This is a genomic window from Carboxylicivirga longa (assembly GCF_050589825.1).
GTDB classification, from domain to species: Bacteria; Bacteroidota; Bacteroidia; order Bacteroidales; family Marinilabiliaceae; genus Carboxylicivirga; species Carboxylicivirga longa.
In genome coordinates this window covers 150121-164823 of record NZ_JBNGOZ010000001.1, presented here as the reverse complement: position 1 = coordinate 164823, position 14703 = coordinate 150121, and the positions used below count along the sequence as shown (strand labels likewise).

The following is a 14703-nucleotide window of genomic DNA, read 5'->3' as shown; positions in this document are numbered from 1 at the left end:
TGATTAATTTATCTTACAAAATAGCTCAGCGGGTTGTACCAGGCGCTTCTCCTGCCCCGGTGTTTCCACAAAAACTTCCTGTACGGCACCGCCGCCTATCTGACAATAGATAAGCTGCAGGGGATGCAAACCGGCTTTTAAAGCAATGGATCCCCGGCGCATACGCGGTCCGTGACTTGGGTTATTATCAACAATAATGTTCCCATGTACAGACAATTGATCGCCATCATCGGAGTTCGTATAAAAGGTGTAAACCCCTTCTTCTTCCGCTTTGAAATAGCCTTCAAATACCAGGGCATAGTTGCTTTGTCCCTCGTATTGCCCCAGGCCAAAGTCATCTACACGGGTCTGCGCAGCGGCAATGTTGGTCAGGGGCACGTCTTTACAGTTCCAGTAACGCCCTTCTACATAGCTACGATGCAAGCCTGGTTGCACACTTGCCTCCACCGCATCAGCTGGTGTCTGCTGCGTGTATTTCGCTTCGTATATTTTACTGAACACATCGCCTTTATAAGCACGAAAACGCACGGTACAGGCCTGATCGATAGCCACGGGTCCTTCATAGACAGCCGATTGTTGTGTGGGCGTTGATCCATCCAGTGTGTAATACACCGTCATACCCTCCAGCGGTATCTCCAATTGAAAGGCTGTATTTTGGATAAACACTGTTTCATCTTCGTAAGCACCCAATACAGGCAAATGATAAAACAGATCCTGACTTTCGAAATAACGATAATGACGCGGCAAACGCTCCTCAAACTTACTATAGCTCTTCAGATCTTTTGCTGTCCATCCACTCTCGGCCAAGGCCAGCATACGTGGCAAAGATTGATAGTAGAGGCGATCCGTATTGGGAATTCCCTCGGTCCATATATTGGCCTGAACCCCCAGCACGCGGGCAGCCATGGCCTCGGTAAAGTCATCGGGCACCGGCTCAAAGTTATACACTTTACTCAGCGGGGTAGCAGCGTGTGTGAAATCGAAATAATACTCAAAATCAGGAGTCACAATCACATCATTTCCGTTTTTAGCAGCATCGCGAATGGTATTGGGTGCCCAGTTGCGCCACCACATTACGGTTGAGTGCTCGCTAACGCCACCTTCCACAATCTCGTCCCAGCCCATCAGCTGCTTACCCTTGGCTGCAAGGAATTCTTCGATATGATGGTTAAAGTGTGATTGCAGTTCATGTTCATTCTTCAGCCCGGCTTTACGGATGGCACGCTGACACTTCTTACAGCGCTTCCACTCATCCTTATTTACCTCATCGCCCCCAATATGAATGTATTTCGATGGAAACAGCTCGGCCACCTCACTTAGCACATTCTCGATAAACTCGTAAGTGCTTGCCTTTCCCAGACATGCCGGGTAAGAAAAATGCGTGCCCCATCCTGCTTCGCCACTGCACGAAAGGTAAGGATAGTTATCGATGGCCGCCTTAAAGTGACCGGGAATATCGATCTCAGGAATTATTTCAATGTTACGTTGCTGACAATAATCGATCAGCTCCTTCATCTGTGCCTTGGTATAAAAACCACCGTACATTCGCTTACCATTAATGATGCGGTAGTGTTTTTCAGGGATAATAAAGGTGGCATCTTCGACGGCTTTCTCCAGACAGGTGCTATCCTGCCCGTTGTGCTCGCGCCAGGCACCCATCTGTGTTAACAAAGGGTATTTATCAATCTGCAGTCGCCACCCCTGATCGTCCGTGAGATGAAGGTGCAGCTTATTAAGCTTATAGTGTACCATCTGATCCACCATCTCTTTCACCTCCTCCAGATCGAAGAAATGACGCGACACATCAAGGTGCATGCCGCGGTAGACAAAACGAGGCGCATCCTCAATGGTGCCGCAGCGCAGTTGGAAAGTACCGGCATCGCCCACAGGAAGCATCTGCACCACACTATGAAAACCGTATAACCAGCCCGCTTGAGAAGAGGCCGATATCGTTATTTTTTCAGTATCCACCACTAAGCGATAGGCTTCGTTCGACAGGGAAGCATCGTACATTAGCAATAAGGGGGTAGCATCACTCCCCTGGCTGAAAGTAAGGGCGTACTGATCGGCTTTGCTCATCAGTACATCGCGCAAAGTGACCCCTTCGGCATGATTGGCCTGCAGGTTAAAAGTCTTATCACTCGTTAGATATTCATCGGCATAACGCAGCGAATTAGGTTGTGGAATAATACTATAGGTCTCGATCACTTCCGTCTCTCGGCAGCTTATTAGCAGCAGCATCAACGAAATACTAAAAATAAATTTATTCATTGCAGATATATTAATTGTCACACAAAACTACAAAGACCTTTATTAAATCTGCTCGTGCCATTGTTCTGAAAAGGTAAATAAATGTTCCTACCCTTGCTTTAAGGCCCACATAGGATGAATCAACAAGAGAGGCATCACAAAATTTTAATACCAGATGACATCAAGTGGTAATATCATGTGTGCACTTGAATCGGCCTTGTTTGATGACCCATAAAGCAAGATGAAATTGCCGTAAAGAACGAATATTGTATCACTGCAAATTAGTATTTGCGCATCTAATTTCACATAGTTCTTAGTTGGAAGAGTTCGACGATTGTAGGCCATAAAGGGCCGTTGGATGAGGGAAGCAGCCAGAACCTAAATTCTCTTTTTCTTCGCATATCTTCTACAATGCCGCAAAATGCGGAGCTATTCATAAAAGCTACAGTAAAAATACTATTGAATAAAATGAATGGAGATCTGGGGCAACTCTCCAAGTCGAAACTACCCTTATAAATTATCCGAAGCCAAATTTATTATCTGTCGCAAAAAATCACGCAGGGCACAACAGTGGCAGTTTTCCGGATATTTGAAAGGGTGAGTAATTGTCCATGAGCACGTTGCGAATATCACACAAAAACAGGCACACACATTAACAGAAGAGCGGAACAAAAAAAAATCGTTTTCACATCAAAAAAATCCCTTCTAAAATTTGTAAGCTTTATAAAATGCTTTACTTTTGCATCGCTGTTGAGAACAACAGACACCCGCTACACGAGCGGGATACGCGAAAATAGCTCAGTTGGTAGAGCACGACCTTGCCAAGGTCGGGGTCGCGGGTTCGAGTCCCGTTTTTCGCTCAGGTTTAATAGTGATTGAAATTGGATGTATCACTTGATAAAATTCGATTTTAATTTGCCGATGTAGCTCAGGGGTAGAGCGCTTCCTTGGTAAGGAAGAGGTCACGAGTTCAATTCTCGTCATTGGCTCAAAATAAAAGGCTATCTCAAATGAGATGGCCTTTTTTGCGTTTGTAAGGTTGTGAATTTAGTCATTCAAATATCTATAGCCACAGGTGACAACCTGTGGCGTTCATCACACATTATTCACCAACCCCGGAGTGGGTTGAATAGCAATAACCACAGGTACCACCCATTTCCAAGATTACAACTGTGCACTTATCGGATGACTGATTATACAAACTTCTACTAAGTCATCCGATAAGTTTTCAGAACTGAAGCTTTTATATTTTATTAACGATAGCCTCGTCGATACTAAAACGACCCGGCCCCTTGCTGAACAAAACAAATAACATAACCAAATAGTACAAAGGAACTTCAAAGCCACCATCGGCAGCTGAAAAACCATTACCCAAGTGCACCGTAAAGATGGCCAACAACATAATAAACATAAGAGGGATACTAATATAGCGCGTGAAGAATCCTAACATCAATAGGAAAAAACCAGCAAACTCAACGGCACCGGCAAGCAATACACTAACGGTTGGCAATGGGTAATGCAGACTTGCAAACCATTCTGCCGTAGCGGGAATATTGCCAAATTTGCGAATGGCAGGATCATAAAATCCATAGGCCAAAGTTAAACGCATAGCCAGCAAAGCCCAATCTTCGGTTTTTGCTGAAGCCGTGTTAATAAAGTTAATTACACTCTTCATAGATTTGGATTTAGTGAATAAAATAATATTAACAGCTAGGTTTGTAAAAGTCAGGGGACAAGTTATAATTATTATTTAGCCTGCCACAGGATATAGTGCAAAAATGTTAATTTTTGTTTACTACTCTCCTCCTATGAATTGATCATACCACAATAACAATCACTTTCGCCTGTATTTTTAGTAATATTGCAGCGCAAAACAAAAACCACATTAATGAAAGATTTAAAAGCCAAAGCCCTGTTACCAATAGGGGTATTCATCGTTATATACCTGGCACCCGGACTGGTCAGTGGTGATTTTTATAAAATGCCCATCATCATACCCTTTCTCATTGCCGCCTTTATTGCTCTTTTCATGGCGCCCGGAAATACAACAGCAAGCAAAATGGAAGAGTTTTCCAAAGGCATGGGGCATTCAGGAATTGTGATGATGTGCCTGATCTTCATGCTGGCCGGCGCCTTTGCCAACCTGGCCAAAACCATGGGAGCTGTTGATTCCACCGTGGCCATTGGTCTGTATTTTTTACCCAGCGAGATATTACTGGCCGGCCTATTCGTTATCAGCTGCTTTATCTCCCTATCGGTAGGCACCTCGGTAGGCACCGTGGTAGCAGTTGTACCGGTAGCCATCGGCCTGGCTGAAGCGCTGGGCATTCACCCGGCCATTACTGTAGGAGCCACCATTGGCGGTGCCATGTTTGGCGATAACCTATCCATCATATCCGATACTACTATTGCCGCCACCCGCACCCAAAACTGCCAGATGAAAGATAAATTTAAGGCCAATATAAAGCTGGTGGTTCCCGCCGCACTGGTCTCCATCCTAATCTACACCCTCATCCCCTCGAAAGAGAGCGCCCCCAATGTCAGCATTACCCTTATCGACGGCATTAAACTACTACCCTACCTGATCGTGCTGCTCACTGCTGCTCTGGGCATGAATGTGTTTCTGGTATTGGGTCTGGGCATTGTACTAACCGGCACCATCGGCCTGATCAATGGCGATTTTACTATCTGGTCGCTTTTCTCCTCCATCAGCAATGGTATGATGGGTATGGCAGAGATAATAATGGTGTCCTTACTGGTGGGCGGCATTGTTCATGTAGTGCGACTCAATGGCGGTATCGATTATCTAATTAAACACATTGGTAAACGCACAAAGGGCAGTAGAGGAGCCGAATTCAGTATTGTTACCATGACCGGCCTGATCAATGTGTTTACGGCCAACAACACCATTGCCATCTTAATGTCGGGCTCCATTGTCAAGGACATTGCCGAACGGTTCTCCATCAGCCCCCGACGATCTGCCAGTCTGATGGACACAGCATCGTGTTTGGTGCAGGGCATACTGCCCTACGGCGCTCAAATATTGGCAGCAGTTGGCCTCGCCGCCGGCACACTCAGCCCTTTCGATATAATGAGCTACCTGTTTTATCCCTATCTGATGGGACTAACAGTTGTGCTTTCTATTGCATTAAAAAAGCCTGCCCGAAAAAATAACCAGGCAGGCTCTTAATATACCAATAAGCGATTTACTTACTATCTTTCAGGTACTTATAAAACTCACTGTCGGTTGACAGAATGATGTGTGTTTGCCCATCAAAGGTACGCTCGTAGGCCTCCATGGACTTGATGAAACTGTAAAGCTGACGCGCCTGTGGCGATTTATCGTAAGCACCGGCATAGATAGCAGCCGCAGCTGCATCGGCTCTACCTTTTATCTCCTCTGCCGTTTTATAGGCCTCCGATACAATGGATTTCAGCTCGCGATCCTTCTCACCATTAATGCGTGAGGCTTCGCCCTGGCCTTCCGATTTAAACTTATCGGCGATGCGGTAGCGCTCACTCTTCATGCGCTCATACACTTGAGTGCGTACTTCCTCAACATAATTGATTCGCTTAATACGAAAATCAAGAATTGCGATACCCAGCTCTTTAGCTTGTTCGTTGGATGCCTTTTGTATCATCTCCTGAATCTTATCACGCCCTACGGAAATGGTGGCCAGGCTATCGCCTATCATCTCGCCCACTACCCCGGAGGATACCGGCTTACGATTGCTGGCTCTTACAGCCTCTTCGATATTATGCTTGGCAATGAAATTACGCGTCTCGCCATCCAGTATATCATCCAGTCGCGAATAGGCACTGCGTTCATTGGTCATCCGCTTATAAAACTGAAGCGGATCGGTGATTTGCCAGCGCGCATAAGTATCCACAAAAATAAACTTCTTATCCTTGGTAGGTACCTGATTGGGGTCGCCATCCCACTCCAGATAGCGTTTATCGAAAAAATGTGTAGTGTGGATAAAGGGTACTTTAAATTTCATGCCGGGGGTGGTAATGGCATCGCCCACCGGCTTACCAAATTGAGTAACCACCACTTGTTCTGTCTCATCGACGATATAGGTAGCCTGCGAAAAAAAGAAAAGCACCACAAGCCCCAGAACGATAAATATGATTGACTTCTTATTGTCCATTGTTCACTGTTTTTTGTTTAGAAAGCTGCATTTGTAATAAGGGCAATACATTACTGCCGTTCTCATCGGTTATGATTTTCTGACCCAGGCGAGGCATCACATCCATCATCGTTTCCAAATACAAACGACGACGCGTCACCTCCGGTGCCTTGATATACTCGCCATACAAAGCATTGAAACGAGCCACATCACCGCGTGCATTGTTAACACGTTCGGTAGCATAACCCTCAGCCATCTGTATGGTTTCCTTGGCCTGACCCGCTGCCTTGGGTATCACCTTGTTGTACTCCGCCTTGGCCTGATTAATCAGGGTTTCTTTTTCCTGCTGCGCCTCATTAACAGCATTAAAAGCGGCCTTCACAGGTACGGGTGGGTTAACATCCTGCAACACCACCTGCTCTATTTTAACACCTAACGAATACTCATTGCATATTTTCTGCATCAGCTCCTCCAGTCTTGAGCTTATTTCGGCGCGTCCAATGGTCAATACCTCATTCACGGTGCGATCGCCCACGATCTGTCGCATGGTCGACTCTGAGATGTCACGCAGTGTACCTTCGGGATTACGCACCTTAAACAGGTAATTATAGGGGTCATCGATACGATACTGCACAACCCACTCCACATCTGCCAGGTTCAGATCGCCCGTCAACATCAGCGACTCCTCATTACTGCCTCCGCCCGTGGCATAAGATGATTTAACACCGGCACGGCTGGTACGAAAGCCAAACTCCATTTTCTGCTGTCGCTCAACGGCCACCTTATAAACTGTTTCCATAAGGGGGATTTTGTAGTTAAGACCGGGATCCACGGTGCGCACATACTTACCAAAGCGCACAATTACCCCCACCTCCTCGGGGTCGATAGTAAAAAAGGCTGTCCAAGCCATAAGGGCTACTAAAAGCATGACCACAACAGACCGGATGTTTTTTAATAGTTTCTCAAGCACACCACCGGATGTGTTGAGATTAAATTGATTTGATGTCATATTAATAGATTTGTAGTTTGTCAGTTATTATTTTTTAGGGTATTTCCGTACTATGGATCTAACCACATACGGAATGCTTTTCTTTCTGATTTGAGGATTATCGTCAATGGTCTTACTCGCAGCACTCTCCCATATCAATTGCTTTTTTTGTGCGTCGTAAACCGAGCACACCAGGGTGCCCACCTGGTAGTTCATCTCCTGAATTTGAGTAGTACTATAACCGCCAAAACCTGGACCATAGGCCCAACCTGGCCCGTAACCATAGTAACCTCCGAAGCCCATATACATATTCATGGAAGGACGATGGGTAGTAGTAGCTGTTTTTTGCGTACGCTCTTCGTTAATTAAAAACAGACTCACGACTAAATCGGCACCTTGCCCCTTATCCAGGCGCTTAAGTCCCCGTTTTGCAAATTCCTCCTCAAAGGAAGCTTCTATGCGCCTGCGATCAAAATCATTCAGCGCATCGGTCGTTCTTGCATCCCACCCGTAAAAGACGTAGGTAGTAAAGGTACTGAAATCCACTGTTTCATCATAGTCCACGGTGGTTTTAATACCTGTGCAGCCTGCGACAAGTAACAAACAAAAAGCAAGGGTCAGCATTTGTTTCATCTTCGTATGTTTTTATCGTTAATCTGTGAAAGTAAGGAATTATGTTTCAATCATGACAAACTGAAGCTAAAAAAGTTTGAACACACCACCGGCGACCGATGATATTTATCACTAAAAAGCCATAATTAACACCGATTCATTACTTTTAGCTTTCAAAATTCATAATTACCCAAACACCCCTATAAGTTTGAACATCCAAATTGCACACCGAAAGATGATCAAATTTATTTGGGAGTTCCAAAAAATAGATACAAATGAGAAAAACGGCTCTTTTCCTTTTATCACTCTTTATATTATTATCATGCTCATTACCGGAGCAGCCCATGCCCGGGGAAGGGGTGAGCAGGCAGCTGGCTCAGCGTCGTGCGAGACTTATCAGTGAGCTGCACTATCACCTTTCCATTAGCGTGCCGGAACGGGCCGATGCCCCCATTAAGGGACAGGCGCTGATACAATTTAACCTGGCAGATAATCAGGATATTTATCTGGATTTTAAAGCCGATAACGAACAGCTACAGCAGCTCATCATTAATAATGACACCCTGCCACAGCCCGCCATCATTAATGAACACATTAAACTCAGTAAGAATCAACTGCAAGAGGGCAGCAACTCCATAGCTATCACTTTTCTATTAGGCGATGGTCCACTAAACCGCAACAACGACTATTTTTACGCATTATTTGTTCCCGACCGAGCCCGCACTGCCATTCCCTGCTTCGATCAACCCAATATAAAAGGCCGCTTTGCTGTCAGCATGGACTTGCCCGAAGGCTGGATCGGAATAGCCAATGGCAAAGCCCTGACCCGGCAAGGAACGGAGGGACGCACACAGCTTACTTTTGCCCCGTCGCAACCCATCAGCACCTATCTGTGGGCTTTTACGGCAGGCCGCTATCACTACGACTCTATTCAGTGGAAAGATAAAACCATTGGCCTGTATCACATGCTTGATGACACGCTTAGATACCAACGAAACATCGATGAAATATTCCGACAAACAACCGCTTCCCTCGATTGGCTGGAGGAATACACCGCCTACGAATATCCCTTCGACACCCATAACCTGGTGGCCATCCCCTCCTTTCAATTTGGTGGCATGGAGCATCCGGGAGCTACCTATTTTCGTTCTGAGAAACTTTTCTTGGATGCCACGCCCAGCAGAGACGAGGAGCTGGCGCGCGCCAACCTAATAGCGCACGAAACGGCTCACCTATGGTTTGGCGACCTGGTAACCATGCCCTGGTTCAACGAAGTATGGCTCAAGGAGGTATTTGCCAATTTTATGGCCGATAAAATTACTCGTCCCTGGTTTCCCGACATCAACCACCAACTGCGCTTTTTGATGGCTCATTTCCCCGCGGCCTACAGCATCGATCGCACAGCAGGTGCCAATGCCATTAGTCAGCATCTTGACAACCTGAAGAATGCAGGTACTGTGTATGGAAAAATCATCTACCACAAAGCGCCCATCGTAATGAAGCAGCTGGAAAATATGGCGGGTGAGGAAAATCTACAAAGGGGCATCCGCGAATACGTGGCTAAGAATACCTTTGGCAATGCGTCGTGGAACGATTTAATCAGCTGCATTGATAAATACACCGAGACAGACCTGAACGTATGGAGCCGGGCCTGGGTGAATGAAGCTGGTCGTCCTGTGCTGTTTTTTGAACCCTCGGAACAAGACAAAAGCTGGAAGCTGAAACAGGTGGCCGAGCATGAACATCTGGCAGCGGCGGACACCTATTGGCCTCAGGAGATTAACCTGATGCAGGACCATCAGCATTATCGCTATCAGATGTACGATGCTAATATTACCATCGATGCTGAACCGGATCGTCTGAACAGCCTTTTTTTGGCTGATGACAAAGGCTACGGACTAGTGCGCCTAACCCAACCACAAATTAACTATTGGTTAGACGAAACCCACACACCAACAAATGAATTACTACGTGGCCGCCTTGCCATTAACCTAAACGAAAACTTCCTGGATAGCAGCATCAATCCCCGGGCTTTTATAAAATACTTGAGCCATAGAATAAGTGAGGAACAGAATAGTTTATTGCTAAACCAATACGCTAGTCAGCTGCAAAGCACTTTCTGGCACTTCATACCGTCAGCAGAGCGAAAAACCATAGTGGCTGCGCTGGAAGATGCCTTAATCAATCGCATTGGAAAGGAGGAAACGGTGGCCAACAAAAAAATACTACTCAGGCTTTGGAGCCATATCTACCTAAGTAAGAAAAGCGAGCAGAAGCTTACCCAATTACTGCTTGGTGAGACCGAACTTGAAGGAATGCCTCTGAGTGAGAATGATAAAATGCGCTTACTCACCCAACTGTGCCTGCGCAACCATCCGGAAGCTGACAGCTTGCAGCAAACCACACTAGGACAGCTAAAGAACCGCCACAACAGAGAAAAACTACGCTTTTTACTACCTTCTCTGTCAGACAAGTCAAGTGAGCGCGATGCTTTCTTCCGCTCTCTCAGCCTGCACGAAAACCGCACAAAAGAGGCATGGGTACAAAACGCCCTTGCCAACCTACACCATCCGCTGCGCACCGCACATTCCATCGCTTACCTACCACGCACCCTTGAGCTACTGGAGGAGATACAGCGTAAAGGAGACATCTTCTTCCCCATTGGCTGGCTGAGGAACAGTTTTGGCGGACATTCATCAGAAGCAGCGTATTTGGTAGCCAGGCAGTTTTTAGATAATCATCCGGACTACCCCGAGCATCTTAAACTGAAGATTTTGCAAAATATAGACATGACACAGCGCGCCTATCTGATTAAGGACAAATACCGGAAGTGAGGTGGAAAAGTCTGAATACAAGACTTAAAAAAACAAATTGCGGTTGTTCAAAAACATTACTGGTTCACGCAAAGTGCGCAAAACAAAAAAAACGCAAAGGACACAAAACTATGAATAATAATATTCTATATTTTGCGTCCTTTGCGAAATTCTTAGCGCTCTTAGCGTGAAATTTTATTTTTGAACCCTTTCGTTTTATCTTATCAATTAAACGATTACTAGATTATCTCGAATAGTTAGGTGCTTCACGGGTAATGGTCACATCGTGAGGGTGACTCTCACTAACCCCTGCATTGGATATTTTGGTAAACTGCGCCCTGTGCAAAGCATCTAAGTCGGCAGCACCACAATAACCCATACCGGCACGCAAACCACCGATGAGCTGATAGATTACCTCATACAAAGTACCTTTGTAAGGAACTCTAGCTGAGATACCTTCAGGCACCAACTTCTTAATATCATCCTCCACATCCTGGAAGTAACGGTCTTTAGAACCTTGCTGCATGGCCTCCACAGAACCCATACCACGATAAGCCTTAAACTTACGCCCGTTGTATATAATAGTATCACCCGGTGACTCATCCACACCGGCAAATAAACCACCCAGCATAACAGCATGACTACCGGCAGCCAAGGCCTTCACAATATCGCCCGAGTAACGAATACCACCATCAGCAATCACGGGCACACCGGTACCCTCCAGGGCTTTCGACACATCGTAAATGGCTGATAACTGCGGTACGCCCACACCGGCAATCACACGCGTAGTACAAATGGAACCGGGTCCAATACCCACCTTAACGCCGTCAGCACCGGCTTTTACCAGGTCAAGGGCGGCTTGAGCTGTGGCTATATTACCTACCACTACTTCCAGCTGCGGATACTTCTCTTTTGTTTTCTTCAACGTTTCCAAAACACCCACGCTATGACCGTGAGCCGTATCAATCACAATGGCATCCACATTGGCAGCTACCAGGGCATCGATGCGCTCGAAAGTATCTGCGGTAACGCCAACTCCAGCAGCCACACGCAAACGACCTTTTTCATCTTTACAGGCATTCGGCTTATCCTTGGCCTTGGTAATATCCTTGTAAGTCACCAAGCCTACCAGTTTGTTGTTTCCATCAACAACGGGCAGCTTCTCAATCTTATATTGTTGTAGTATGGCGGCCGCCTTCTCAAGGTTGGTTGTTTGATTGGTTGACACCAGATTTTCAGTAGTCATCACCTCATCAATTGAGCGACTCATATCGGGCTCAAAACGTAGATCGCGATTGGTAACGATACCCACGAGATAGCCGTACTGATCAACCACCGGAATACCACCAATCTTATATTCCTTCATCAGATCAAGCGCCTGACCCACCGTGCTTCCCTGCAAAATAGTAACAGGATCGTAAATCATACCGTTCTCGGCACGCTTAACAGTTTCTACTTGCTTGGCCTGATCGGCGATAGGCATATTTTTGTGTATCACACCAATACCACCTTCGCGTGCAATAGCCATGGCCAGGCTGGCCTCTGTCACCGTGTCCATTGCAGCTGACACAATAGGTGTGTTTAGTACAATGTTTTTAGAGAAACGGCCGTTTAATTTTACATCGCGTGGCAATACCTGTGAATAGGCAGGAATAAGTAAAACATCATCAAATGTTAAACCTTCCGATACGATTTTATCCTCAAGAAATGACATGGAACCTTTAGTTTTGAAGTTTAAAAATTTTGGCAAAAGTAGTAAAAAAAACATCACAGCTACTTTATCAGCTAAATATTACAAAGTTATTTTTTGATAGTCAACTCACACTACCTGATAATAAACCAAATAAAATGATGAAGTGGTTATTTGAAAAATCGGTAAACTGTTAATTCGTAACTTCTCAATTCACCATTTCATCAGTTTACCAATTCATCAGTTAACCCGTTCTCCCCGCTTCGCTCTTATCTCAAATAAAACTACCTTTGCAAGGCATGGATATCTTTCATCATATATTAAAGCAATACTGGGGCTACGAAGCTTTTCGTCCCTTACAGGAGGACATTATCCGCTCGGTGGCTGCCGGCAACGATACCCTGGGACTGATGCCCACCGGAGGCGGTAAATCCCTTACTTTTCAGGTGCCTGCGCTCGCCAAAGAAGGCCTGTGCATTGTTGTTACACCCCTTATTGCCCTTATGAAAGACCAGGTGGAAAACCTGAAACAGCGTGATGTAAAGGCGGCTGCAGTCCATTCGGGTCTGTCGCGCGATGAAATCAATATCATTTTTGACAACTGTGTCTATGGCGGCATTAAGTTTCTGTACATGTCACCCGAGCGTTTGGGCACCGACCTTTTTAAGGAGAAAGTGCAGCAGATGAATGTAAACCTGTTGGCCATTGACGAAGCGCACTGCATATCGCAATGGGGTTACGACTTCCGCCCCTCCTACCTTACCGTGGCCGATATACGCCCTCTGCTACCCGACACGCCCATACTGGCACTGACCGCCACGGCCACGGCTGATGTGGTGGATGACATACAGGAACGTCTTCTCTTTAAAAAGAAAAACGTTTTTCAAAAGAGCTTTAAACGAGATAACCTTGTTTACGTGGTGCGTCCTGCCGAAGACAAAGAACAACAACTGCTGAATATCATCAGCAAAGTACCGGGTTCGGCCGTTGTATATGTGCGAAGTCGTAAAAAAACCAAAGAATATGCTGAGCTACTGATTAAACATGGCATTTCAGCAAGCTCCTATCATGCGGGCATGCCTCAGGAGGTGAAGGATCAGCGCCAAAAAAGATGGAGCGAGGGCGAGCTGCGCATCATCGTATCCACCAACGCCTTTGGCATGGGCATTGATAAAGCAGATGTTCGCCTGGTGGTGCATATGGATGCACCCGATTCGCTGGAAGCCTACTTTCAGGAAGCCGGACGTGCCGGACGCGATGGCAAGAAGGCCTACGCCGTGCTCCTATGGTCCGACAACGACCGGGTGCGCCTCCAACGCAGTGTAGCGGTCAGCTTTCCCGAGAAAGAGAAAATACGCAATGTGTACGAGGCATTGGGCAACTTCTTTCAGCTGGCGGTGGGAAGTGGATTTGGCATGGTATATGACTTTAACCTACAGCTGTTCTGTAAGAACTACCGCATGAATATGATGTTGGTATATAACAGCCTGAAGATATTGCAACGTGCGGGTTATATTGAGTTCACCGAAGAATTGCAGTTGGCGGCTAAAGTACACTTTATTATGCGACGCGAAGAGCTTTACAAATTTCAGGTGGCCAACGAGGATTTTGACCATTTCACCAAGCTTCTGCTTCGCTCCTACACCGGCTTATTTACCGAGTATGTGGCCATTAACGAGGAACTGTTGGCCAAGCGCCTGACCACCACGCGCGACACCGTATATCAATACCTTGTAAAGCTCAGCCGACTGGGCGTAATCAAATACATACCACAGAAAAAAACGCCCTTGATCAGCTACACCACGGCACGCGAAGACAGCAAGTACATTGAGCTGCGCAATGAAGTTTATCAGGATCGTAAAGATAGATACGAGAAACGCATACAGAGTGTGATTGATTACGGCACCACGCACCACCTGTGCCGCAGTAAGCAGCTACTGCGTTACTTCGGACAGCAGGGCGGCGAGAACTGTGGACTGTGCGATGTGTGTCAGAGCATAAAAAAGACCGATCTTACCGTGCCAGACTTCGAGAAAATTGAGCAAACGCTACTGAAGACACTCAGTAAGGAAGCAATGGATTTTGATCGTTTACTGATGACCACCAATATTCCGCAGGCTAAGCTCACAAAGGTGCTGCGCTGGCTGGAAGAATACGAGCGGGTATTTGAAAACGAAGAAGGACGGCTACAAATACGCAATAACTAAACAATTTATTAAA

9 protein-coding genes and 2 tRNA genes are annotated in these 14703 nt (G+C 46.1%); 5 read left to right on the top strand and 6 right to left on the bottom strand.

Annotated features, from left to right (window positions below):
- Positions 1 to 3 precede the first annotated feature (3 nt).
- On the bottom strand, positions 4 to 2271 hold the full coding sequence (locus tag ACRD7A_RS00655) for a family 20 glycosylhydrolase (protein ID WP_430809404.1): 2268 nt from the start codon (positions 2269 to 2271) through the stop codon (positions 4 to 6).
- 766 nt (positions 2272 to 3037) lie between these two features.
- Here ACRD7A_RS00655 and ACRD7A_RS00650 point away from each other — a divergent pair.
- Together ACRD7A_RS00650 and ACRD7A_RS00645 are read left to right on the top strand one after the other, a co-directional pair.
- Positions 3038 to 3110 (top strand) — tRNA-Gly (locus tag ACRD7A_RS00650).
- Between the two features lie 57 nt (positions 3111 to 3167).
- Positions 3168 to 3239: transfer RNA gene (locus ACRD7A_RS00645), tRNA-Thr, on the top strand.
- A 254-nt stretch (positions 3240 to 3493) separates the two neighbouring features.
- Here the strand turns inward: ACRD7A_RS00645 and ACRD7A_RS00640 are convergent.
- On the bottom strand, positions 3494 to 3925 hold the full coding sequence (locus ACRD7A_RS00640; protein WP_430809403.1) for an HvfX family Cu-binding RiPP maturation protein: 432 nt from the start codon (positions 3923 to 3925) through the stop codon (positions 3494 to 3496).
- Positions 3926 to 4138: 213 nt separating this feature from the next.
- On the opposite strand from ACRD7A_RS00640, the gene ACRD7A_RS00635 reads away from it, so the two are divergent.
- Positions 4139 to 5440 (top strand): Na+/H+ antiporter NhaC family protein, encoded by a 1302-nt coding sequence (locus ACRD7A_RS00635; RefSeq protein WP_430809402.1) that lies wholly within the window; start codon positions 4139 to 4141, stop codon positions 5438 to 5440.
- Positions 5441 to 5456: 16 nt separating this feature from the next.
- Here the strand turns inward: ACRD7A_RS00635 and hflC are convergent, their stop codons facing one another.
- The 3 genes from hflC to ACRD7A_RS00620 are packed head-to-tail and all read right to left on the bottom strand — an operon-like array spanning position 5457 to position 8001.
- Positions 5457 to 6401, bottom strand: a complete 945-nt coding sequence (hflC, locus tag ACRD7A_RS00630) for a protease modulator HflC (protein ID WP_430809401.1) — start codon at positions 6399 to 6401, stop codon at positions 5457 to 5459.
- Positions 6391 to 7389 (bottom strand): FtsH protease activity modulator HflK, encoded by a 999-nt coding sequence (hflK, locus tag ACRD7A_RS00625; RefSeq protein ID WP_430809400.1) that lies wholly within the window; start codon positions 7387 to 7389, stop codon positions 6391 to 6393. The genes hflC and hflK overlap by 11 nt, the downstream gene beginning before the upstream one ends.
- A 27-nt stretch (positions 7390 to 7416) precedes the next feature.
- On the bottom strand, positions 7417 to 8001 hold the full coding sequence (locus tag ACRD7A_RS00620; protein WP_430809399.1) for a DUF4136 domain-containing protein: 585 nt from the start codon (positions 7999 to 8001) through the stop codon (positions 7417 to 7419).
- Positions 8002 to 8255: 254 nt separating this feature from the next.
- Here ACRD7A_RS00620 and ACRD7A_RS00615 point away from each other — a divergent pair, with 254 nt between their 5' ends.
- A complete protein-coding gene (locus tag ACRD7A_RS00615) occupies positions 8256 to 10814 on the top strand; it encodes a M1 family metallopeptidase (protein WP_430809398.1) in 2559 nt (852 codons plus the stop codon).
- Between the two features lie 223 nt (positions 10815 to 11037).
- Here ACRD7A_RS00615 and guaB read toward each other — a convergent pair whose 3' ends face one another.
- Positions 11038 to 12507 carry an IMP dehydrogenase gene (gene guaB, locus ACRD7A_RS00610; RefSeq protein WP_430809397.1) on the bottom strand — a complete coding sequence of 490 codons (1470 nt, stop codon included), beginning with the start codon at positions 12505 to 12507 and terminating at the stop codon, positions 11038 to 11040.
- A gap of 275 nt (positions 12508 to 12782) precedes the next feature.
- On the opposite strand from guaB, the gene ACRD7A_RS00605 reads away from it, so the two are divergent.
- Positions 12783 to 14690 carry a RecQ family ATP-dependent DNA helicase gene (locus tag ACRD7A_RS00605; RefSeq protein WP_430809396.1) on the top strand — a complete coding sequence of 636 codons (1908 nt, stop codon included), beginning with the start codon at positions 12783 to 12785 and terminating at the stop codon, positions 14688 to 14690.
- Positions 14691 to 14703: the final 13 nt, after the last annotated feature.

What these genes read in the sequence shown, in the direction of transcription:
- guaB (WP_430809397.1), bottom strand. Translation starts at nt 12,507, where the DNA reads ATGTCATTTCTTGAGGATAAAATCGTATCGGAAGGTTTAACATTTGAT.
- hflC (WP_430809401.1), bottom strand. Translation starts at nt 6,401, where the DNA reads ATGGACAATAAGAAGTCAATCATATTTATCGTTCTGGGGCTTGTGGTG.
- ACRD7A_RS00640 (WP_430809403.1), bottom strand. Translation starts at nt 3,925, where the DNA reads ATGAAGAGTGTAATTAACTTTATTAACACGGCTTCAGCAAAAACCGAA.
- ACRD7A_RS00615 (WP_430809398.1), top strand. Translation starts at nt 8,256, where the DNA reads ATGAGAAAAACGGCTCTTTTCCTTTTATCACTCTTTATATTATTATCA.
- ACRD7A_RS00655 (WP_430809404.1), bottom strand. Translation starts at nt 2,271, where the DNA reads ATGAATAAATTTATTTTTAGTATTTCGTTGATGCTGCTGCTAATAAGC.
- hflK (WP_430809400.1), bottom strand. Translation starts at nt 7,389, where the DNA reads ATGACATCAAATCAATTTAATCTCAACACATCCGGTGGTGTGCTTGAG.
- ACRD7A_RS00635 (WP_430809402.1), top strand. Translation starts at nt 4,139, where the DNA reads ATGAAAGATTTAAAAGCCAAAGCCCTGTTACCAATAGGGGTATTCATC.
- ACRD7A_RS00605 (WP_430809396.1), top strand. Translation starts at nt 12,783, where the DNA reads ATGGATATCTTTCATCATATATTAAAGCAATACTGGGGCTACGAAGCT.
- ACRD7A_RS00620 (WP_430809399.1), bottom strand. Translation starts at nt 8,001, where the DNA reads ATGAAACAAATGCTGACCCTTGCTTTTTGTTTGTTACTTGTCGCAGGC.